Raw genomic sequence first — 21,061 nt, 5'->3', positions numbered from 1 at the left:
CTCAGCGGGCGGGCGGCTCGGCCGGCGGCTCGGATGCTCCGCCGTCGATGTCCTCTCCGTCGACGTCGCTCGCGAGCTCGGCCCGCGCGGCCTGCTCGGCCTCTTCGGCGTCGAGTCGCGCGTTCGCCTCGGCCCGATAGTTGACCCGGCGGATGCGACGCACCATGTCGAGTACGAGCAGCAGCACGGCCGCCATGATGAGGAACGTGGCGATGAAGCCGATGATGCCGGGCGTGACGGCGTCGGGATCGAACTCGTCCTGGTTCTCTGTGGCGACGAGGGCGAGGTTCGCGAGCAGCGGCACGGTGCGGGGTCCCTTCACGGGCGGATTAGGCTTGAGGAAGCCTAGTCGATCGAGTCCGGAAGGAGCCGGGAGTGAACCGTGCCGAGGCCCCGCGGCCCGATGCATCCGACCCCGAAGCATCCGCTCCCGCGACCGCCGCGCTCGACGCACGGTACGGGCGCACCCGGCCGAATCGCACCCGCGACCGGCTGATCATCGTCGGCGCGGCCGTGTTCGCCGCGATCGTGATCGTCGCGTGGGTCGTATGGGCCGGCCTCGACGGCTCCAAACCGCAGGTGCAGGCCACCGACCTCGCGCACGCACTGCTGCCCGACGAGCGCGCGGTCGAGGTGACCTGGAAGCTGTCGGTGCCACCCGGCAACGACACGGCCTGCGCGATCCAGGCGCTCAACGAGGACTACACGGTGGTCGGCTGGAAGATCGTCGAGATCCCGGCGTCCGACTCACCGATCCGCAACTTCACCGAACGCGTGCGAACCGCCATGGAGGCGAACACGGGTTTGGTCGCCCAGTGCTGGGTGGTCTAGAATTGAGGCTTCGCCTCGACAGTCGTCGGGGCGACACGTCTATTCACCGGAGGGTGCGACATGGCGCAGGAAGCCACCGTCACCTGGCTCACGCAGGAGGCCTACGACCGACTCGCCGCTGAGCTCGAGCACCTCTCGACGCACGGCCGCAGTGAGATCGCCAAGCGCATCGAGGCCGCGCGCGAGGAGGGCGACCTCAAGGAGAACGGCGGCTACCACGCCGCCAAAGACGAGCAGGGCAAGCAAGAGGCCCGCATCCGTCAGCTCACCGAACTGCTGAAGACCGCCGAGGTCGGCGAGGCGCCCGCCTCGAAGGGCATCGTCGAGGCCGGCACCGTCATCACCGCGATCATCGCCGGCGACGAAGAGACCTTCCTCATCGGCAGCCGCGAGATCGCCGGCGACTCCGAGCTCGACGTGTTCAGCGAGCAGTCGCCGCTCGGCGCGGCCATCCTCGGCCTCAGGGTCGGCGAGAAGACCAGCTACACCGCCCCCAACGGCCGCGAGATCGCCGTCGAGATCACCGGCGTCGACACCTGGGCCGGCCAGTAACCGACCCGGCCGGCCGCGCCGCGCCGCGCCTCAGTCGTCCAGCACGACGGGCTCGTATCCCGCGCGGCGCAGCACCTCGACGACCTCGGCTCGGTGCTCGGGCCCACGGGTCTCGACTGAGATGTCGATCTCGACCTCCGAGATCTGCAGGCCGCGGCCATGCCGGGTGTGCAGCACCTCGACGACGTTCGCGTGCGTGCCGGCCAGCAGCTCGGCGACCCGCACGAGCTGGCCGGGGCGGTCGGGCAGGCCGACGCGAACGGTGAGGTAGCGGCCCGACGCCGCGAGCCCGTGCGAGATCACCCGCTGCATGAGCAGCGGATCGATGTTGCCGCCCGACAGCACCGCCACGATCGGGCCGTCGGCAAGCACTTTGCCGGCGAGCAGCGCCGCGACGGCGACCGCGCCAGCCGGCTCGACGACGAGCTTCGCGCGCTCGAGCAGCACGAGCAGCGCGCGGGCGATGTCGTCCTCGCTGACGGTCACGACCTCGTCGACCGTGTCGCGGATGATGTCGAAGTTGAGCACCCCGGGCCGGTAGACGGCGATGCCGTCGGCGATGGTCGGCACGACCGGCACATCGCGTCGCTCCCCGGCGGCGAGCGACGCGACGTACGGCGCCGCGTTCTCAGCCTGCACCCCGATGACGCGGATGGTGCGCCCGAGCTGTGCGGCACGCTGTTTCGCCGCGCTCGCGACGCCGGCGGCCAAACCTCCGCCGCCGATCGCCACGACGATGGTCGCGGCATCCGGTGCCTGTTCGAGGATCTCGAGGCCGAGCGAGCCCTGCCCGGCGATCACGTCGACGTGGTCGAACGGAGGGATGATCACCGCGCCGGTTCGCTCGGCGAACTCGGCCGCGGCCTGCAGCGTCTCGCCGATCGAGTCACCCGCGAGCACCACGTCGGCACCGTACGACTTCGTCGCCTCGAGCTTGGGCAGCGCGACGCCGACCGGCATGAAGATGGTCGCCCGGATCCCGAGCTCGCGCGCCGCGTAGGCGACACCCTGCGCGTGGTTGCCGGCGGAGGCGGCGACCACACCGCGTTCGCGTTCGTCGGCCGTCAGCGCCGAGATGCGGTGGTAGGCGCCGCGGAGCTTGTACGAGCCGGTGCGCTGCAGGTTCTCGCACTTGAGGTAGACGGGCACCCCGAGGCGGCCCGCGAGGTGACGCGACGATTCCATGGGCGTGCGTCGCGCCACGGCGGACACGATGTCGCGCGCTCGTTCGAAGTCCTCGATGGACGGCCCGGCGACGGTCTCGCTCACGGTCACCCCTCTTCTCGTGTCTGGCCTGGAACGGCATCGGATGTCTCGTCGTCGCGGGCGAAGCCGGGTCGGCGCGGCACGGTGCGCCACAGCGGGCTCCCGCCGGCGATCGCCGGGGGCGGGGACTGCGCCTTCCACGAGCCACGCGCGATGTAGAGCACCATGACGTTGACGACCGCGGCGACCGGAACCGCGAACAGCGCACCCGGGATTCCGGCAAGCAGTGACCCGGTGGCGACCGCGACGACGACGCCGAGCGGGTGCACCTTCACCGCCGTGCCCATGATGAGCGGCTGGAGCACGTGCCCCTCGATCTGCTGCACGAGCAGCACGACGCCGAGCATGATGAGGGCGATGACCCAGCCGTTGTAGATGAGCGCGACGAACACGGCGAGCGCACCGGTGACGACGGCACCGACGATCGGAATGAACGAGCCGAGGAACACGAGGATCGCGATCGGCACGGCGAGCGGCACTCCGAGCAGGAACGCACCGAGACCGATGCCGATCGCGTCGATCGTGGCGACGAGGATCTGCACCTTGACGAAGTTCTGCAGGGTGTTCCAGCCGGCCTTGCCCGACCCGTCGACGGCGGCGCGGGCACGGCGCGGGAAGATGCCGACGATCCAGTTCCAGATGCCGCGGCCGTCGATGAGGATGAACAGCGTCGCGAACAGTGTGAGCAGCATGCCGGCCAGGAAGTGCCCGACCGTGGAGCCGAGCGAGAGCGCGCCGCTGAGCAGCAGGCCGCTGTCTTCCTGGGCGGATTCGACGACCTGGGCGACCCAGTCGTTGAGCTGGGCCTCGGTGACGTGGAACGGCCCCTCGAGCAGCCAGACGCGGAAGTCCTCCCAGGCCACGAGCGACTGCGTCACGAGGCCCTCGCTGCCGCGAGCGATGAAGATGATGCCGAGGGTGAGCAGGCCGCCGACGACGACCAGTGCCGAGAGCATGGCGGTGGTCACCGCGAGCCACTTCGGCCAGCGGTGCCGCTGCAGGAACTGCGAGAACGGCACGAGGAGCGCCCCGAGCAGCACCGCGACGAGGATCGGGATGACGATGAGCCGAAGCTGGATGACGAGGAACACCACGACCGCGAGCACGCCGCCGACCAGCAGCAGCCGCCACGACCAGGCCGCCGCGAGGCGCATGCCGAACGGCACACTCGCGGCGGCGTCACGGATGGGTTCCGCGGCGGCGGTGCCGGGTTCGTCCGCGGACGCGGGTGCTTGGGCGCGCTGCGCGCGCCGTGTCGTGAATCCTCGCCGAGACCGCCCCGCTCGCTCCGCCATCGCTCCAGTCTAGGCGCGGCGCATTCCGGGCCGGGCATGCGGTCGGATGCCTCGACGGGATGTCGGCGGTCGGCGCTAGCGTGGGCGGATCATGGTGGACTCCGTCAGCCCGGCCCTCGCCCGCCGCATCGCGATCGCCGCCCAGGGGTTCGGCCGCCCCGCGCCGGCCGATCCCGGCACGCGCGCCCTCGCGACCCTGCTCGACCGGCTCTCGCTGCTGCAGATCGACTCGGTGAACGTGTTCGAGCGCAGCCACTACCTGCCGGCGTTCAGCCGGCTCGGCGGCTACGACCGAGCGCTGCTCGACCGGCTCACCACCGGCAAGCGCGGCCGCACGGTCGAATACTGGGCGCACGAGGCGGCGTTCATCCCGCGGGGGCTCTGGCCGCTGTTCGGGTTCCGGCGCGCGGCGTTCCACGCGAAGGGCCATGCGTGGGGCGGGTGGGTCGCCGAGAATCGCGAGCTCAGCCGGTTCCTGCTCGCCGAGCTCGCCGCGAACGGCCCCATGCGGGCGAGCACCATCGAGCACGACGCCAACGAGCGGCGCGGGCCGTGGTGGGGCTGGTCCGACGTGAAGCGCACGCTCGAGTGGATGCTGCGCACCGGCGAGGTGGTCTGCATCGAACGCCGGCGGTTCGAGCGGGTCTACGCGCTCCCCGAGCAGGCGCTGCCGGCCGGCCTGCTCGACGCCGACCCCGAGCCGGCCGATGCGATCCGCGAGCTCGTCGGGCTCGCGGCATCCGCCCTCGGCATCGCGACCCTGCCCGACCTCGCCGACTACTGGCGGTTGAAGCGTGCCGAGGCGCTGCCCGCGATCGCCGACCTCGAAGACGCCGGGGTGCTGCAGCCGGTCACCGTTCCCGGCTGGACGACCGGGTCGAAGCCGACCCCCGCGTGGGTGCACCGCGATGCGCGTCGGCCGCGACGGCTCGATGCCGCCGCCGTGCTCTCGCCATTCGACCCCGTCGTGTGGTTCCGCCCGCGCGCCGAGCGCCTGTTCGACTTCCACTACCGCATCGAGATCTACACGCCCGAGCCGCAGCGGGTGTTCGGCTACTACTCGCTGCCCGTGCTCATCGACGACCGGGTCGTGGGCCGGGTCGACCTGAAGAGCGATCGCAAGGCCGGCGTGCTGCGGGTGCAGTCGGCGTGGTCCGAGGCATCCGCCCCGCCCGAGACCGCAGCGCGACTCGCACCCGTGCTCGAGCGCGCCGCCGCCTGGCAGGGCCTCGGCGAGGTCGTCGTCGCCGGCCGCGGCGACCTCTCCCCTGCGCTGGCCGCGGAGCTCGGCGCACGAGCGACGGCTTAGAAGCTGCCGCCCATCTCGCGCAGGCGCTTCACCCGTTCGGGGATCGGCGGGTGGGTCGCGAACAGGCGGTCCACGACGCCGGGCTTCAGCGGGTCGGCGATCCACAGGTGCGCCATCGACGAGTTCTGCCGCTTCATCGGGCGCCCGTACTGCTCGAGCTTCAGCAGCGCCCGGGCCAGCGCGTCGGGGTGACGGGTGGTCATCGCGCCCGTGGCATCCGCCAGGTACTCGCGCTGGCGCGAGATGGCCAGCTGCACGAGCGAGGCGACCAGTGGGGCGATGAGCATGGCGACGAGGCCGAAGACCAGCACGATCGGGTTGCCGTTGTTGTTGCGGTTGCCGCCGAAGAAGGCCATGCGCACGAGCAGATCGCTGATGAACCCGACTGCGACGACGAGGCCGAAGACGATCATCGACAGCCGGATGTCGTAGTTGCGCACGTGCCCGAGCTCATGGGCCATGACGCCCTCGAGCTCGGCGTCGTCCATGATCTCGAGTAGTCCCGTGGTGGCGGCGACCACGGCGTGCTCGGGGTCGCGCCCGGTCGCGAACGCGTTCGGCGCCGGATCGGACACGACGAACACGCGCGGCATCGGCGTGCCGGTCGCGATCGAGAGGTTCTCGACCGTGCGCCACAGCCGCGGGTGGTCGGACTTCGAGCGGATCTCGACGGCGCCGGTGATCGACAGCGCCTGCTTGTCGGCGGTGAAGTACTGGATCAGCGCATACCCCGAGGCGACCACGATCGTCACGATGAAGATCGTGAGCGAGTTGTAGATGAAGGCGGCGAGCCACCCGAGCGCGCCGATGATCAGCAGGAAGAACAGGATCGTGAAGACGGTGTTGCGCTTGTTCTTGGCGATCGCCCGGTACATCTGCGGTGTTCAGCGACCCGTGATCAGAACTGCACGCGCGGCGGCTCGGCGATCGCCGCGCCCTCGGAGACCTCGAAGAAGTCGCGTTCGTGGAACCCGAGTCCGCGCACGAACAGGGTGTTCGGGAACACCTTGATCTTCGTGTTCAGTTCGCGCACGCCGCCGTTGTAGAACCGGCGCGAGGCCTGGATCTTGTCTTCGGTGTCGACGAGCTCGGCCTGCAGCTGCAGGAAGTTCTGGCTGGCCTGCAACTGCGGATAGGCCTCGGCGACGGCGAAGATCGACTTCAGCGCCTGCTGCATATGGTTCTCTGCGGCGGATGCCTCGGCCGGGCCGTGCGCCTGCAGCGTCTCGGCGCGCGCCTTCGTGACGTTCTCGAAGACCGACTTCTCGTGCGCGGCATAGCCCTTGACCGCCTCGATCAGGTTGGGGATGAGGTCGGCGCGGCGCTTCAGCTGCACGGTGATATCGCTCCACGCCTCGTCGACGCGCACGTTCAGCGTGACCAGCGAGTTGTACGTCGCCCAGAGGTAGATGCCGATGAACGCCGCGAGTACGACGACGACGATGACGGGGATGAGCCATTCCATGGCGCGATTCACTCCTCGATGGGCGATTCGGACGGTGAACTCATCCTACCGACGCGCACGCCGCGCCGACCGCTTTCCCATCGGACTCGGAGGAACCGCTACGCCCGCGGCACCCCCGACGTGCTCGCCCCCACCCGCGGTCCGAGCACTCGCTCGAGGTACGGGTTCTGGAATCGCCCCTCGGGGTCGAGCCGGTCGCGCACCGCGACGAAGTCGTCGAACCGCGGGTAGGCGGCGCGCAGGTGCTCGGCGTCGCGGGTGTGCATCTTGCCCCAGTGGGGGCGACCGCCGCGGTCGATCATGATCTGCTCGACGGCGGCGAAGTACTCAGCCGGGTCCTCGCGGAAGAACCGGTGCACGGCGATGTACCCGGTCTCGCGGCCGTGGGCGGTCGAGAGCCAGTTCTCGTCGGATGCCGCGGCGCGCACCTCGACCGGAAAGCTGATGCGCCAGCCGCGCCGCTCGATGAGCTGCCGCACCTCGCGCAGCGCGCCGGGAACCTCGGCGAGGGGGATCGCGTACTCCATCTCGCGGAACCGCACGGTGCGGTTCGTCACGAACACGGCAGGCGACCAGTCGATGAACTCGCGGTTGCTGCTGAGTCGCTCGGCCTGTCGCGCGATGACCGGCGCGACCTGCGGGATGGGCCGTGCCAGGTTGCACGCGACGCGGAAGACACCGTTGGCGACCAGCTCGTCGTCGATCCAGCGCGAGACGCGCCCGAGCGGGCGTCGCTCGGCGTCGGCCGGCAGTCGGGTGTTCGTCTTGGTGAGCGCGGAGTCGGTGTGCGGGTGCCAGTAGAACTCGAAGTGGTCGGCGCCGCGCACCCGTTCGAGCCAGCCGTCGAGCACGTCCTCGAGGGGCTCGGGCCGCTCGACGGCGTGCAGCAGGTACCGCGGCACGAGCTGGAGCGTGACATCCACCAGCACACCGAGCGCGCCGAGGCCGAGCCGCACCGCGGGCAGCAGCTCGGACCGCTCATCGGGGGCGACGCGGATCAGTTCGCCCTCGCCGGTGACGAGGCGGGCGCCGACGATCTGGGTCGCGAGGCCGCCGAACGCGAGCCCGGTGCCGTGCGTGCCGGTCGACGTCGCGCCGGCGATCGTCTGACGGTCGATATCGCCCATGTTCGCCAGCGCCAGCCGGTACGGCTCGAACAGCTTCGGCAGGGCGTGCAGGCGGGTTCCGGCGCCGATCGTGAGCCGGCCCTCCGCTGCCTCGGTGTCGTCGACGACACCGGTGAGCGCACCGAGATCGAGCTGCACGTCGGGAGCGACCGCGATGCCGGTGAAGCTGTGCCCGGCGCCGACGGGCTTCACCCGCAGGCCCGCCCGTGACGCGGCCTGCACGGCCCGCTGCACGGCTTCGGCGCTCGCCGGGCGCTCCACGCGCAGCGGTCGCACCTGCTCGCTGCGACCCCAGTTGCGCCACACGGCTCCGCTCGCGGTCACAGGAACGCCTTCCCTTCTCCCCGATAGGTGGGGATCTCGTCGACCACGCGATCGCCGTCGACGACCGCGAACGAGTTCAGGTGCTCGCTGAGCTCGCCCGACTTCGTGTGCCGGAACCAGACCCGGTCACCGACCCGCAGGCGACGGATGCCGGGACCGGAGAGCGGGGACTGCACCTCGCCGGCGGCCTCACGCGGCTCGTAGCGCAGGCCCTCGGGCCAGGCGACGAGAGGCAGGCGGTCGAGCGCGGGCGGGCCCGAGGCGATCCATCCGCCGCCGAGCACGGTGCGGTGCTCGGGGCTCGGGGCCCGCACCGCGTCGAGGGCGAACGCCGCGGCGGGTGCGGGCGTGAAGTGCGCGTACCCGTCGAACAGGTGCCCCCCGAGGATGCCGCTGCCGGCACCGATCTCGGTGACCGACGGGTCGGCCGAAGTCGCCTCGAGCGAACCGGTACCGCCGCCGTTCACGAACTCGAGGTCGGCGTGCTCGCGCACCGCGGCGACGGCGAGCGCGCGACGGTCGACGAGTTCGGGCATCGAGTGCGACTGCATCCAGCGATTCACGACGCCCGCGACGGGCCGACCCGCAGGCCGGTTGACCACGCCGGCGATCTGCGCCTCGTACGCCATGACGCCGACCACCCGGAACCCCGGGCGCGCGGCGACGTACGCGGCGAGCGCGCCCGCCTGTTCGGGTGCGTGCACGGGTGACCGCCGCACGCCCAGGTGACCGAGCACGGGCGCCTTCCACGAGGCATCCAGTTCGATGCAGACCCGGATCTCCTCGCGATCGCCGGGCGCGATCACCGTGTCGACGAGGTCGAGCTGCTCGGGCGAGTCGACCATGATCGTGATCTTCGACGCGAGGGCGGGATCGGTCGCGAGTCGGCGGATCGAGCCGCGCTCGGCGGTCGGGTAGCCGACGACGAGGTCGTCGACGGTGTCGGCGAGCCAGATCGCCTCGGTCAGTGTGTACGCGAGCACCCCGCGGTAGCCGGGCATCCGCAGCAGCGCCTCGATGACCTCGCGCACCCGGATCGACTTCGAAGCGACCCGAATCGGTGTTCCGTTCGCGCGGCGCACGAGGTCGGCGGCGTTGTGCCGCAGCGCGGCGAGGTTGAGCGCGCCGACGGGCGCGTCGAGGTGGTCGGTCGCCGCGGTCATCGCCCCCCAGTAGGCGGCCGGGTCGTTCCAGGGGCCGGATGTCGCGGGCCCCGGGGCATCCGTCCCGTGCAGCTCGAGCGCGCTCATCGCACCCCCCGCACCCGCGCCACCGCGATGGCGCCGCCGACCGCGCACGCCGCCGACAGCACGAACACGAGCGTGAACGAGCCGGTCGCCACGACCGCGAGCGCGCCGATCAGCGGGCCGATCGCCTGCGGCACCGCGGTCGCGATGTTCATGATGCCGAGATCCTTGCCGCGAGCCGTCGCGTCGGGCAGCACCTGGGTGGCCAGCGCCTGGTCGACCGAGAGGAAGCAGCCGTACCCGAGGCCGAGGATGCCCGCGGCGACCATGGCCATGCCGAGGTCGGGAACGAAGGCGAGCAGCAGCGCCGCGATCGCCTGCAGCACCGAGGCGACGAGCACGAACGCACGGCGGCGCCCGGTGCGGTCGCTGAGCTTGCCGAGCACGAGCGAGGCGATGATGACGAACACCATGTAGATGAGCGTGAGCACGATGAGGTCGTCCTCGGCGTGCGCGTCGCCGAGCCCGAACATCAGGAAGTACAGCAGCAGGCTGGTGCCGAGCGCGTTGCCGATCGAGACGAGCACGCGGCTGAGCAGCGTCCAGCCGAAGTCGGGGTGCTCGCGCGGGTTGATCCAGAGGCTCGCGATGACGCCGCGGGCGGTGACGCGAGCCTTCTCGCGGTCGACGAGCGCCCGGTCGGGCCGAGCGAGGAACGGCAGGGCGAGCACCACGAGCGCGACGGCGAGCACCGCGTAGCCCGCCTGCTGCTGGGTGACGAGCATCGTGACGACGACGAGCCCGAGGATGATGCCGACCGCCTGCGGCGCCGACATCCAGCCCGACACGAATCCACGCTGCGCCACGGGCACCTGGTCGGAGATCGTCGCCGTGAGGGCGGCCGTCATCATGCAGAACCCGATGGTGGCGACCACCCAGCACGCTCCGATTCCGACGATGTCGCCCTGGAAGCCGAGCGCGACGAGCGCCAGCGCGAAGACGACCGCGCCCGCGAGGATCCACGGCCGGCGTCGGCCGAACCGGGAGGCGGTACGGTCGCTGAGCGCGCCGGTGAGGGGGTAGGCGATGATCGTCGCCACAGCCGCGATGCCCGACACCACGCCGAACGCGAGCACGCTGTCGGTCCAGTGCTCGGGGCGCAGCACGGCGTCGATCTGCACCGGCAGCAGCAGTTGCACGGGCGCGAGCTGCGCCATCCAGATGCCGAGCCAGGCGGTTGCGAAGGCCGAGATCCAGCCGGCGCCGATGCGCCGGCTGGGTTCGGCGAACGCGCCGGTCGCCGGGGCGGCGACGTCGGCGTCGAGTTCGGTCATGCGGGTTCCGCCATTCTCGAGAGGGCGTCGGCCGCGGCGCGCGCGACCCGGCGGGCCGCGTCGTCGTCGCGTTCGACGAGCCAGGTGGTGGTCATGCCGTCCGTGAAGGCGACGAGCATGCGGGCGACGTGGTCGACCGGCTCGCACCAGCGCACCCCGGTCATGGTCGCCGCGACGCCGAGCGCCTCGGCGGCGAGCTCGGCGTAGCGCGCGTACTGCATCACCGCGAGCGGGTGGCGGTCGGGCGAGCGCAGGGCGTAGTGGGTGAGTTCGAGCATCGCGAGTTCGCGGTCGGGGTCGGCGCGCAGGTGGTCGAGGTAGCGGAACAGGCCGGCCTCGAGGATGTCGCGGAGCGTGCCGCCCTCGATGCGGTCGGGAACCACGGCCTGCTGCTCGCGGGCGACCACGGTGCGGATGAGCTCGTCGATGAGCTCGTCGCGGGATTCGAACGCGTAGTGGAAGCTGGCGAGGCTCATGCCGGCCTCGGTGACGATGGCGCGCGTGGTGGCGTGGCCGATACCGTCGCGGGCGACGACGCGGATGGCGGCCTCGACGAGCGCGGCACGGCGTTCGGCGGCGGGGATCCGTGCCATCCTCTGCCTCCGACCTTCATCGCCGCGGAAGTGGGACGATCGTCCCAGTCGCAACAGTATGCACGAATCCCGCTAGCCTCGCATCATGCGCCTCGGGGTTCTCGACGTCGGTTCCAACACCGTGCACCTGCTCGTGGTCGATGCGCACCCCGGCGCGCGGCCGCTGCCGCAGTCGTCGCACAAGGCCGTGCTGCGACTCATGCGATATCTCGAGCCCGACGGAGCGATCAGCCCCGAGGGAGTCGAAGCGATCGTCGGCTCGATCCGCGACGCGGTCGCGGCCGCGCGCGACGACGGCATCGACGAGCTGCTTCCGTTCGCCACGTCGGCGATCCGCGAGGCGCGCAACGGCGAGAAGGTGCTCGCCCGCGTCGCGAGCGAGACCGGCGTCGAGCTGCAGGTGCTGAGCGGCGCGGATGAATCGCGCCTCACGTTCCTCGCCGTGCGCCGCTGGTTCGGGTGGTCGGCCGGTCGCATCCTGCTGTTCGACATCGGCGGCGGTTCGCTCGAGCTCGCGCTCGGCCAGGACGAAGACCCCGATGTCGCACTGTCGGTGCCGCTCGGCGCCGGCAGGTCCACCGTGGAGTTCCTCCAGCACGACCCGCCGCGGCCCGAGGAGATCGACCGGCTTCGGGCGCACGCGCGTTCGGTGCTCGCCGACGTCGCGGGCGGGTTCTCGTCAGGTGCCCGCCCCGACCACGTCGTCGGCTCGTCGAAGACGATCCGCTCGCTCGCGCGGCTCGCCGGTTCGACCGAGGATGGGCCCGGGGCATCCGACCGCTCGGTGCTGCGGCTGAAGGGCCTCGACGACTGGACCCCGCGCCTGGCCCGCATCCCCGCCGACGCCCGGCCCGCGCTGCCCGGCATCACCGAAGACCGCACCTTCCAGATCGTGGCCGGTGCGGTCGTGCTCAGCGAGGCGATGCGCGCATTCGGCGTGAAGTCGCTCGAGGTGTCGCCCTGGGCGCTGCGCGAGGGAGTCATCCTGCGCCGGCTCGACCGACTGTCGTAGCGCCCCGACTCTCGGGCGCAGCGAAGGGCGGCGGGCCGCTCGATCGAGCGCGTCCCGCCGCCCCGTTCAGACCGGCCGACTCCGCGACCGGTCGGGCTCAACGACCGGTCACAGGGACCAGCGCTGGTTGGCACCGCTGTTGCACGGGTACTGCTTGATGCGAATGCCGTTGTCGGTCGACGAAGCGGGGATGTCGACGCACTTGCCCGAGTGGCGGGCGACCAACTGGGAGTAGCTGCCGGCGGCGCGCCGCTCGAACTGCTGGTTGGTGCCGTTGCCGCACGTGTACATCTTGATCGTCGCGCCGTCGGCGGTGGAGGCGCTCGTGACATCCAGGCACTTGCCCGACTGCGCCGATACGATGTTGTAGTAGCCGTTGCCGCGGTCGGTCAGCGTCCACCGCTGGTTGGCGCCGCTGCCGCAGGTGTACTGGATCACCTCGGCGCCGTTCTCGGTCGAGCCGCCCACCACGTCGAGGCACTTGCCCGAGTTCTGGTTCACGATGGTGCGACCCGACCCCGAGCCGCCTCCGGAGCCGCCGCCGACGTTGTCGCCCCATGCGTAGCGAACTCGGTCGGCACCCGACTGGTTTCGGATCGACAGGTTGAGGTTGGTGCCGCTGCCGCTCTTGGCGAACATCGAGTACCAGTCGTAGCCGATGTCGCCGGGCTTCCCGCCGAGCGCGGGCCAGTACGTGCCGCCCATGTTGTTCTCACGCATCACCTGGGCGATCGCGCGAAGGTACCGCACGAAGTTGTCGGTGCTGCCCGCATTGGCGTAGTCGAGGCCGTTGTTCATCGGGGAACCGAATTCGGTGACGACCGCGCGGGAAGCGCAGTTGCCGAGGCGGGTCTTGATGTGGCTCAGGAAGGCGTCGTACGTCATCGCGCTGTACATGAAGGCGTAGTGGTGGAACGAAAGCAGAGTGCTGTTGAAGCGGCTGTCGTTGCAGATGTCGCGCAGATCCTGGCTGTAGCCGGTGCCGCCGATGAGCACGCGGGCTTTGGGGGCGCCGGTGTGGCGGTCGAGCCAACGCGCTGCGACGTCGCGCCACTCCTGCGACGAGTAGCCGTGCGGCTCGTTCATCGGCTCGAAGTAGACGTTCGAGTTGCCGCCGTAGGCGTTGATCACCGTGGTCCACATCGCGTGGAACGCATCCGAGTTGGTGACCCGGCCGCCGGACGCCGCACCGTCCTCCCAGTAGGCGAGGATGACCTTCCAGCCGCGCTCGGTGGCGGCGTCGATCGTGCCGCGGTAGGCACTCCAGAAACTACCGCCCACCGTGTGGGTATTGACCGGCAGGCGGACGGTGTTGGCGCCCATCGTCGACTGCATGTCGTCGTAGAGCGCGTTCGCCTTGGCCTTGACGGTCGCGTAGCTGTCGGAGGCGCTCAGCCCGTCGAGGACGAGGGGGTTCTTGTTGAAGTTGTCGCCGAGCACCGCCCAGTTGAAGCCGCGGAATTGGCTGGTCGCGGCCGAGGCCGGCTGCGCCGTGACGACGACGGCGAGCGGGAGCAGGAGCAGCCCGATCAGCATGCCGATCACACGGCGCGAGATGGTGCGCCGCGAGGGGGCGCCGGAGGGATTCTGTGTCATGGATCGACCAATCTGTGCAACATTGCACGTCACTGTTCAACAGTGCGTGATGCTACGGTCGGCGATCCCGCGCCGGCCATCGAATCGGCCGTATTCGATCCGAGTCGAACAGATTCGATCATGCCCTCGAGCGCAAGGGGATGACGTCGGAGTTCTGCCGCGCCTACCGTCGAGCCATGACCGATGTTCTCGTCTTCGCACCCGCGCCGTCGCTCACCGTGACCGTCGAGGCCCACCCATCGGGCGACGAGGTCCACGTGCACGCGGGCGGCCAGGGCGTGTGGCAGGCGCGGATGCTTCGCAGACTCGGTGTATCCGTCACGATGTGCTGCACGCTCACCGGCGAAACCGGCACCGTGCTGCGACACCTGCTCGACGACGAGGGCGTCGAGGTCGCCGCGGTGGAACGCGCGGGGCGCGGACCCACGTACCTGCACGACCGGCGCAGCGGCGAACGCGTGGCCGTCGCCGAGGAGCAGGGCGACCCGCTCGGCCGCCACGAGCTCGACGAGCTGTGCAGCACGGCGATCCGCGAGGGTATCGCGACCGGTCTCGTGATCCTGAGCGGTCCCGACGGCGACGACGCCCTGCCACCCGACACGTATCGCCGGCTCGCCGCCGACCTGCGCACCGCCGGCGCGCGGGTGGTCGTCGACCTGTCGGGCGAACGCCTCGCAGCCGCGGTCGGGGGCGGTGTCGACGTGTTGAAGGTGAGCGACGAGGAACTGCAGGACGACGGCCTGGTGGCCGATGCCTCGCCGCAGGCGGTCATGGCGGCGATGCGCGAGTTGCACGCCCGCGGCGCCGAGACCGTGGTCGTCACTCGCGCGAGCGAGCCGCTGCTGCTGCTCGACGCGGACGGGTTCCTCGAGGTGACGCCGCCGCAGCTCGAGATCGTCGACACGCGGGGCGCCGGAGACTCGCTCACGGCCGGCATCACGGCGGGGCTCGTGCGGGGCGAGACGGTCCGCGAGGCCGTCACGCTCGGCGCGGCCGCCGGAGCACTGAACGTGACCCGCCACGGGCTCGGCACGGGCGACCTCGAGACCATCGGGCGGCTGCGCGAACTCGTGACGGTACGCACGCTCGACGAGCCCGCCGGGCTCGACGAGCCCGCCGGTCGCGTCAGTCCCGACGGGCTCGCCGCGCTCGCAACACCCGCACCGCCAGAGGAGATCACCTCATGACCCGGGTGCTCGTGACGAATGACGACGGCATCGACGCCGCCGGCCTGCACGCCCTCGCCGCAGCGGCCCGATCCGCCGGCCACGACGTCGTCGTCGCGGCGCCTGCGGAGCAGTCGAGCGGTTCGAGCGCCTCGATCGTGGCCGCCGAGGCCGACGGGCGCATCGCCGTCGACCGGCGCACGTTCGACCGGCTCGACGTCGCCGCGTTCGCGGTGCACGGCGGACCCGGGCTCATCGCGCTCATCGCTGCTCGGGGCGCCTTCGGCGAACCGCCCGACGTCGTGCTGTCGGGCGTGAACCACGGCGCGAACGTGGGGCGGGCCATCCTCCATTCCGGCACCGTCGGCGCGGCACTCACCGGCGGCCTCAACGGCGCGTGGGCCGTCGCCGTATCGCTCGATGTCGGAATGGACCCTCGCGAGTTCCACTGGGAGGTCGCCGCCGACGCCGCCGTCGGGCTCGTGCCCGAGCTCGTGCGGCGACCGCGCGGCACGGTGCTGAACCTCAACGTGCCGAATGCGGCGAGCCATCGCGGACTCATCGAAGCGGGGCTCGCCCCGTTCGGCATCGTGCAGACCACGCTCACCGAGCAGGACGAGCATCACATCCGCCTCGCGGTCGAGGACCTCCCGAACGACCCCCTGGAGGGCAGCGACGCGGCCCTGCTCGCCGACGGCTGGGTCACCGTGACCGGCATCGACGCGGTGTCGATCGTGCCGTTCGGGCTGCGACCGCGCGGCTGACCGATCCTCACGTCAGGGCTCCAGCACGACCTTGATGCAGCCATCTTCCTTGTTCATGAACACGTCGTACATCTCGGGTGCACGCTCGAGCGGCACGCGATGGGTGACGAGGTCTTCGACGCCGAGCGGGTCGGACGGGTCCTCCACGAGCGGCAGCAGGTCGTCGCGCCAGCGGTGCACATTGCACTGACCCATGCGCAGCGCGAGCTGCTTGTCGAACATCGTGATGAACGGCATCGGATCGGCGGCGCCCGCGTACACGCCGCTCAGCGACACCGTGCCGCCGCGCTGCACCAGGTCGAGGGCAAGATGCAATGCGGCGAGACGGTCGACGCCGCCCTTCGTGATCAGCGGTTTCGCGATGCCGTCGGGAAGCAGGCCGACCGCCTTCTGCACGAACTCGGTACCGGGATTGCCGTGCGCCTCCATGCCCACGGCGTCGACGACACTCGCGGGGCCGCGCCCGTCGGTCGCGTCGCGAAGCCGTTCGAGCAGGTCGTCGGCGAGGTCGAAGGTCTCGACGCCGTGCCGTTCGGCCATCGCGCGGCGCTCGGGCACGGGGTCCACGGCGATCACCCGGTGGCCGAGATGACGCCCGACGCGGGCGACGAACTGCCCCACCGGACCGAGTCCGAGCACGCCCAACGTGCCGCCCTCGGGGACGCTCGCGTACTGCACGCCCTGCCATGCGGTCGGCAGGATGTCGCTCAGGAACACGTACCGGTCGTCGGGCAGGTCGTGCCCGACCTTGATGACGTTCGCGTCGGCGCGTCTCACGCGGAGGAACTCGGCCTGTCCGCCGGGCACGGACCCGTACAACTCGGTGTAGCCGTACAGGTCGGCGCCGGTGCCCGTAGCGCGGTTCTGCGTCGTCTCGCACTGCGTGGTCAGCCCGCGCCGGCACATCACGCACGTGCCGCACGCGATCACGAACGGAACGACCACCCGGTCGCCCGGCGCGATGGTGGTCACCTCTGCGCCGACCTCCTGCACGATGCCCATCGGCTCGTGCCCCAGGATGTCGCCCTTCGCGAGGAACGGGCCGAGCACGTTGTACAGGTGCAGGTCGGAGCCGCAGATCGCCGTCGAGGTGATGCGCACGATCGCATCGGTGGGCTCGGAGATGGTCGGGTCGGGAACGTCCTCGACGGAGACCGATCCCGTCGACTGCCAGGTGAGTGCTCTCATCCTCCGACGCTGCCTCACCCACCGGGCAGGCGCCACGGGTTGACAGCCGGCGTCGTCGCGCGTGCCCCCGCTGGGATTCGAACCCAGACTGCGGCGAGTTTAAGTCGCCTGCCTCTGCCGATTGGGCTACGGGGGCCCGCGTCAACGCTAGCTGCACCGACGAGACGTCACGACACCGAAGGGGCGCCCCGGCGAACCGGATGCGACCCCTTCGGACCGAACGCGAGCGACTACTTGGCCGCGACGGGTTCTTTCTCGGCCTTCGCCGGGGCTGCGGCGGGCGCCGGCACCGGCGCGGCCTCGGCCGGCGGCTTCGGACGCGCGGCGAAAGCCTCGAACGAGGCGCGCGGCGTCTGCAGGGCCGCGAGCTCGACGATGTCGCGCCCGAGCCAGAAGTTGTTCCACCAGCCCCAGAAGACGCGGAACTTGCGCTCCCAGCTCGGCATCGCGAGGCCGTGGTAGCCGCGGTGGGCGAACCACGCGAACAGACCCTTGATCGCGATCTTGCCCGACTGGAACACACCCTGGCCGATGCCGAGGCCGGCGACCGCGCCGAGGTTCTTGTGGAAGTACTCCCTCGGCTCCTCGCCGCGCAGGACCGCCACGATGTTCTTGGCGAGCAGCTTGCCCTGACGCACCGCGTGCTGGGCGTTCGGCACGCAGTAGCCGCCGACACCGCCGCCCGAGAGGTCGGGCACCGCCGAGATGTCACCGGCGGCCCAGGCGTCGGCCACGATCTCGTCCTCGTCGCCCACCCGCAGGTCGGCGCGCGTCTTGATGCGGCCGCGCTCTTCGACGGGGAGGTCGCTCGTGCGAACGATGCCGGGGTTGGCCATGACGCCCGCCGTCCACACGATGAGGTCGGACTCGAAGGTCTCGCCGGTCGACAGCTCGATGACGCCGTCGACGGCGCTCTTCAGCTGAGTGTCGAGGTGGATCTCGGCGCCGCGCTGGGCGAGGTGCTTGATCACCCAGTGGCTGGTGGGCAGCGACACCTCGGGCATGATGCGGCCCATCGCCTCGATGAGGTGGAAGTGCGTCTCGTCGAACGTGAGCTGCGGGTAGTACTCGAGCAGGGCGCTCGCGAACGAGCGGAGTTCGGCGAACACCTCGATGCCCGCGAATCCGCCGCCGACGACGGTGAACGTGAGCAGCCGCTCGCGCTCGGGGCCGGCGGGCAGTGCTGCGGCCTTGTCGAAGTTGTGGAGCACGCGGTCGCGGATCGCGACGGCCTCTTCGATCGACTTCAGGCCGATCGCGTTCTCGGCGATGCCCGGGATGGGGAAGGTGCGCGAGACGGCACCGCCCGTGACGACGACGACGTCGTACTCGAACTCCCAGGGCTCGCCGATCTCGGGCGTGATGGTGGCCGTCTTCGACGCGTGGTCGATGCGAGTGACCTTCGCGGTGATGATGTTGGTCTTCTTCAGGTGCCGCCGCTGGGCGACCACCGCGTGTCGGGGTTCGATCGAGCCGGCAGCCACCTCGGGGAGGAACGGCTGGTAGGTCATGTAGGGCAGCGGGTCGACGACCGTCACCTCGGCCTCGCCGGGGCGAAGCCACTTCTCGAGCTTCCACGCGGTGTAGAAGCCCGCGTAACCGCCACCGACGATCAGGATCTTGGGCACGGTGAATTGACTCCTCGTTCTCAGGGGGTGGCGCTCACTGCTCGCGCGCGCGAGTGGAACGCCGGACATGCCGAGTGGCGCCGATGCCCAACAGCGCTGCAAGCGTACCAAATCCGGCTGTGAGTGAGAGCGGCACGGTGATGTAGGCGAGGGTCCACGGCGTGGGCAGAAGGGTCTGGGCGCTATCCGCACGCGGCAGCGGCGGATCGCCGATCGGTACGATCGGCGTCTCGGTCGCCGGAGGCTCGGGCTCCTCGGCGTTCGCGCGCCGGTGCACGCGGATCCATTCCTGCAGTTCGGCGAGCGGACTCGATTCGACGAGCGGCACGTCGGCGGTCAGGGCTGCGACCGGGTCGATCAGCCCCCAGCCGTACAGCGGGCTCGGCACCTCGTGGCCATCGGGGTTCGCGGTCTTGATGACTCGGTTGATGATGTTGCCGGCGTCGAGCTCGGGATACTCCGCCCGCACGAGCGCCACGAGCCCCGAGACCAGCGGCGTCGCGCCGCTGGTGCCGTCCCACGTGACATGGCTGCCGTCGGGCATCACGCCGACGAGGTCTTCGCTGGGAGCGGCGACCGAGATGGTGATTCCCTGCGAGCTCGCGTCGAACGACGCCGTGCCGTCGCGGTCGACGCCCGCCACGGTCAGCACGCCGGGAATGGTCGCCGGGGCACCCACCTCGGTGGTGCCGCTGCCGCGGTTGCCGGCCGCCGCGACGATCACGACGTCGTGCGAGAAGGCGTAGAGGAACGCATCGTCCCAGCTCTCGGGCCAGTCGCGCGTGTTGCGGGTGAGCGACATGTTGATCACCTTCGCGCCGTTGTCGACCGCCCACTTCACGGCCTGCGCGATCTGGTCGTCGTTCGACACGGCCGATCCGGTCTCCTCGCCGAAGGCGACGGATGCCGACAGCAGCAGCGAGTCGGGCGCGACGCCGATGACCCCGGCGCCGGGCCCGGTGCCGCGGCCGGCGAGCAGCGACGCGACGAGCGTGCCGTGGTGTTTGTCCTCAGCGGTGCCGACCGGCGTCTGCCCGTCGGGCGTGCCCAGCCCCGAGAGATCCGTACCGCCCACGACGACGCCCTGCAGCTCGGCCACCGAGCCGACCACGCCGGTGTCGATGACCGCGACCTTGATGCCCTCGCCGCGCGAGGTGTTCCACGCGGTCGTGAAGCCGTACTCGGTGAGCCAGTACTCGTAGTCGCGCACGGTGTCGGCGCGGGCCGGCGCGACCGCAACCCCGAGCATCGCGACGGTGGCCGCGAGCACGGCGCCGGCACGCGCCAGCGCACCGCGGCGCCGTCTCACCGTCGGCCGAATCACGCCGCGTCCACCCCGTAGTCGGGGCACCGGCACACGCCGGGCGACCAGCTCGACGCGGCGAGCGCGAGGTCGCCGATCGGGTTCATGCCGGGGCCGGCAGCGAGGGCGTGCGCGGCGAGCGCATGCAGGCACTTCACACGAGTCGGCATGCCGCCAGCAGACACGCCGTCGATCTCGGGGACGTCGCCGAACCGCGCGCGGTCGGCGAGGTACTCGTCGTGCGCACGGGCGTACGCCGTCGCGACCTCGGGATCGTCGGCCAGCAGCGCGGTGTACTCGACCATGAGCTGACCCGCCTCGAGGAAGCTCATCGAGGCCGTCGCGACGGGATGGCTCAGGTAGTAGAAGGTCGGGAACGGGGTTCCGTCGGCCAGTCGCGGCTTCGTGGAGACGACGGTGGGAGCGCCGCACACGCAGCGTGCAGCGATGCCGACCACGTCGCGCGGGGTCCGGCCGAGCTGAGCGGCGAGGATGCGGAGGTCGCGCTCGGTGACCTCGTCGAACGGCGGGCGGGTCATCCCTCGCCTCCGGACCCGCGCTCGGCACCCTCGGGCAGGCTCGCGTCGGGCGCGAGCCCGACGGTCATGACGGATCCGAGCAGGGTGCGCATCCAGTCGCCTTTCGCCTCGGTGAGCTTCGCCGAAACCGAGGGATCGTCGCGAAGCTTCGCCGCCTCGGTTCGGTCGTCGATGACGAGGTAGCTCACCTCGCCCGGCATCACGTAGTACAGCCGCTCGCGGGCCTGCGTGATGATGAACGTCTGGTCGTTCCAGCGCTCACGCTCGGCGCGCAGCCGCTGCACCTCGGATTGCTGCCCCGACACCTCGGCGCGAAGCTCGGCGATCTCTCGCCGCTGCTCGGCGAGGGCGGCGATGGTGGGCGCGAGCACGACCACGCCGAGCACCAGGATGCCCATCATGATGACGGTGAAGCCCGAGAACCGGATGCCGCTCAGCCACCCCGCTCGCGTGGCGTCGGCCGCGCGCGGCGTCGACGACGTGGTGGCCGCACCCTTCTTGGGCGCGGGCTGCCTGGTCGCCATCGCGCCTCCTGTCATCCCGGGTGTGGTGCACCGCGGCCCGGGGACGACGGTGGCGGGA

21 protein-coding genes and 1 tRNA gene are annotated in these 21,061 nt (G+C 70.9%); 6 read left to right on the top strand and 16 right to left on the bottom strand.

Features of this window, described 5'->3' with window-relative positions; translation table 11 throughout:
• Position 1 precedes the first annotated feature (1 nt).
• The gene (locus tag FLP10_RS14295) at positions 2-322 is read right to left on the bottom strand and encodes a hypothetical protein (protein ID WP_246150034.1); all 321 of its coding nucleotides are present in this window, start codon (positions 320-322) and stop codon (positions 2-4) included.
• A 53-nt stretch (positions 323-375) separates the two neighbouring features.
• Here FLP10_RS14295 and FLP10_RS14290 point away from each other — a divergent pair, with 53 nt between their 5' ends.
• Together FLP10_RS14290 and greA are read left to right on the top strand one after the other, a co-directional pair.
• Entirely contained in the window at positions 376-831 is a 456-nt protein-coding gene (locus FLP10_RS14290; RefSeq protein WP_149161483.1) for a DUF4307 domain-containing protein, read from the top strand.
• A 60-nt stretch (positions 832-891) separates the two neighbouring features.
• Positions 892-1,383 (top strand): transcription elongation factor GreA, encoded by a 492-nt coding sequence (gene greA, locus FLP10_RS14285; protein WP_149161482.1) that lies wholly within the window; start codon positions 892-894, stop codon positions 1,381-1,383.
• 30 nt (positions 1,384-1,413) lie between these two features.
• Here greA and ilvA read toward each other — a convergent pair whose 3' ends face one another.
• Positions 1,414-2,658 (bottom strand): threonine ammonia-lyase, encoded by a 1,245-nt coding sequence (gene ilvA, locus FLP10_RS14280; RefSeq protein WP_425457614.1) that lies wholly within the window; start codon positions 2,656-2,658, stop codon positions 1,414-1,416.
• A complete protein-coding gene (locus FLP10_RS14275) occupies positions 2,655-3,944 on the bottom strand; it encodes an AI-2E family transporter (protein ID WP_149161480.1) in 1,290 nt (429 codons plus the stop codon). The genes ilvA and FLP10_RS14275 overlap by 4 nt, the downstream gene beginning before the upstream one ends.
• Before the next feature lie 91 nt (positions 3,945-4,035).
• On the opposite strand from FLP10_RS14275, the gene FLP10_RS14270 reads away from it, so the two are divergent.
• A complete protein-coding gene (locus tag FLP10_RS14270) occupies positions 4,036-5,253 on the top strand; it encodes a winged helix-turn-helix domain-containing protein (protein WP_149161479.1) in 1,218 nt (405 codons plus the stop codon).
• Here the strand turns inward: FLP10_RS14270 and FLP10_RS14265 are convergent.
• The 6 genes from FLP10_RS14265 to FLP10_RS14240 all read right to left on the bottom strand — a co-directional run bounded on the left by FLP10_RS14265 (position 5,250) and on the right by FLP10_RS14240 (position 11,283).
• Positions 5,250-6,128 carry a M48 family metalloprotease gene (locus FLP10_RS14265; RefSeq protein WP_149161478.1) on the bottom strand — a complete coding sequence of 293 codons (879 nt, stop codon included), beginning with the start codon at positions 6,126-6,128 and terminating at the stop codon, positions 5,250-5,252. The genes FLP10_RS14270 and FLP10_RS14265 overlap by 4 nt on opposite strands.
• A gap of 23 nt (positions 6,129-6,151) precedes the next feature.
• Positions 6,152-6,718: a LemA family protein gene (locus FLP10_RS14260; RefSeq protein WP_149161477.1), complete on the bottom strand. Its 567-nt coding sequence runs from the start codon at positions 6,716-6,718 to the stop codon at positions 6,152-6,154.
• A 98-nt stretch (positions 6,719-6,816) separates the two neighbouring features.
• Complete coding sequence (locus tag FLP10_RS14255; RefSeq protein WP_149161476.1) at positions 6,817-8,169, bottom strand: D-arabinono-1,4-lactone oxidase; 1,353 nt, start codon at positions 8,167-8,169, stop codon at positions 6,817-6,819.
• The gene (locus FLP10_RS14250; RefSeq protein ID WP_149161475.1) at positions 8,166-9,419 is read right to left on the bottom strand and encodes an alanine racemase; all 1,254 of its coding nucleotides are present in this window, start codon (positions 9,417-9,419) and stop codon (positions 8,166-8,168) included. Before FLP10_RS14250 ends, FLP10_RS14255 begins: the two co-directional genes overlap by 4 nt.
• Positions 9,416-10,690, bottom strand: a complete 1,275-nt coding sequence (locus FLP10_RS14245; protein ID WP_149161474.1) for an MFS transporter — start codon at positions 10,688-10,690, stop codon at positions 9,416-9,418. Before FLP10_RS14245 ends, FLP10_RS14250 begins: the two co-directional genes overlap by 4 nt.
• Complete coding sequence (locus FLP10_RS14240) at positions 10,687-11,283, bottom strand: TetR/AcrR family transcriptional regulator (protein WP_149161473.1); 597 nt, start codon at positions 11,281-11,283, stop codon at positions 10,687-10,689. Before FLP10_RS14240 ends, FLP10_RS14245 begins: the two co-directional genes overlap by 4 nt.
• Positions 11,284-11,368: 85 nt before the next feature.
• Between FLP10_RS14240 and FLP10_RS14235 the strand changes: the two genes are divergently transcribed.
• Positions 11,369-12,295 (top strand): Ppx/GppA phosphatase family protein, encoded by a 927-nt coding sequence (locus FLP10_RS14235; protein WP_149161472.1) that lies wholly within the window; start codon positions 11,369-11,371, stop codon positions 12,293-12,295.
• A 108-nt stretch (positions 12,296-12,403) separates the two neighbouring features.
• Here the strand turns inward: FLP10_RS14235 and FLP10_RS14230 are convergent, their stop codons facing one another.
• Complete coding sequence (locus tag FLP10_RS14230; protein ID WP_149161471.1) at positions 12,404-13,891, bottom strand: ricin-type beta-trefoil lectin domain protein; 1,488 nt, start codon at positions 13,889-13,891, stop codon at positions 12,404-12,406.
• A 176-nt stretch (positions 13,892-14,067) separates the two neighbouring features.
• Here FLP10_RS14230 and FLP10_RS14225 point away from each other — a divergent pair, with 176 nt between their 5' ends.
• The gene (locus FLP10_RS14225; protein WP_149161470.1) at positions 14,068-15,078 is read left to right on the top strand and encodes a 1-phosphofructokinase family hexose kinase; all 1,011 of its coding nucleotides are present in this window, start codon (positions 14,068-14,070) and stop codon (positions 15,076-15,078) included.
• Positions 15,075-15,821 carry a 5'/3'-nucleotidase SurE gene (gene surE, locus FLP10_RS14220; RefSeq protein WP_149161469.1) on the top strand — a complete coding sequence of 249 codons (747 nt, stop codon included), beginning with the start codon at positions 15,075-15,077 and terminating at the stop codon, positions 15,819-15,821. Before FLP10_RS14225 ends, surE begins: the two co-directional genes overlap by 4 nt.
• A gap of 12 nt (positions 15,822-15,833) precedes the next feature.
• Here surE and FLP10_RS14215 read toward each other — a convergent pair whose 3' ends face one another.
• The 6 genes from FLP10_RS14215 to FLP10_RS14190 form a co-directional block, all read right to left on the bottom strand.
• Entirely contained in the window at positions 15,834-17,009 is a 1,176-nt protein-coding gene (locus FLP10_RS14215) for an alcohol dehydrogenase catalytic domain-containing protein (protein WP_149161468.1), read from the bottom strand.
• A gap of 62 nt (positions 17,010-17,071) precedes the next feature.
• Positions 17,072-17,145, bottom strand: a tRNA-Leu gene (locus tag FLP10_RS14210).
• A gap of 94 nt (positions 17,146-17,239) precedes the next feature.
• The gene (locus tag FLP10_RS14205) at positions 17,240-18,637 is read right to left on the bottom strand and encodes an NAD(P)/FAD-dependent oxidoreductase (protein ID WP_149161467.1); all 1,398 of its coding nucleotides are present in this window, start codon (positions 18,635-18,637) and stop codon (positions 17,240-17,242) included.
• A gap of 34 nt (positions 18,638-18,671) precedes the next feature.
• Positions 18,672-19,946 carry a S8 family serine peptidase gene (locus FLP10_RS14200; protein ID WP_425457610.1) on the bottom strand — a complete coding sequence of 425 codons (1,275 nt, stop codon included), beginning with the start codon at positions 19,944-19,946 and terminating at the stop codon, positions 18,672-18,674.
• 11 nt (positions 19,947-19,957) lie between these two features.
• The gene (locus FLP10_RS14195; protein WP_149161466.1) at positions 19,958-20,479 is read right to left on the bottom strand and encodes a DUF501 domain-containing protein; all 522 of its coding nucleotides are present in this window, start codon (positions 20,477-20,479) and stop codon (positions 19,958-19,960) included.
• Positions 20,476-21,003 (bottom strand): FtsB family cell division protein, encoded by a 528-nt coding sequence (locus FLP10_RS14190; protein WP_149161465.1) that lies wholly within the window; start codon positions 21,001-21,003, stop codon positions 20,476-20,478. The genes FLP10_RS14195 and FLP10_RS14190 overlap by 4 nt, the downstream gene beginning before the upstream one ends.
• Between the last annotated feature and the right edge of the window lie 58 nt (positions 21,004-21,061).

It is taken from the genome of Agromyces intestinalis, assembly GCF_008365295.1.
GTDB classification, from domain to species: domain Bacteria; phylum Actinomycetota; class Actinomycetes; order Actinomycetales; family Microbacteriaceae; genus Agromyces; species Agromyces intestinalis.
This window is presented reverse-complemented; position numbering and strand designations above follow the sequence as displayed.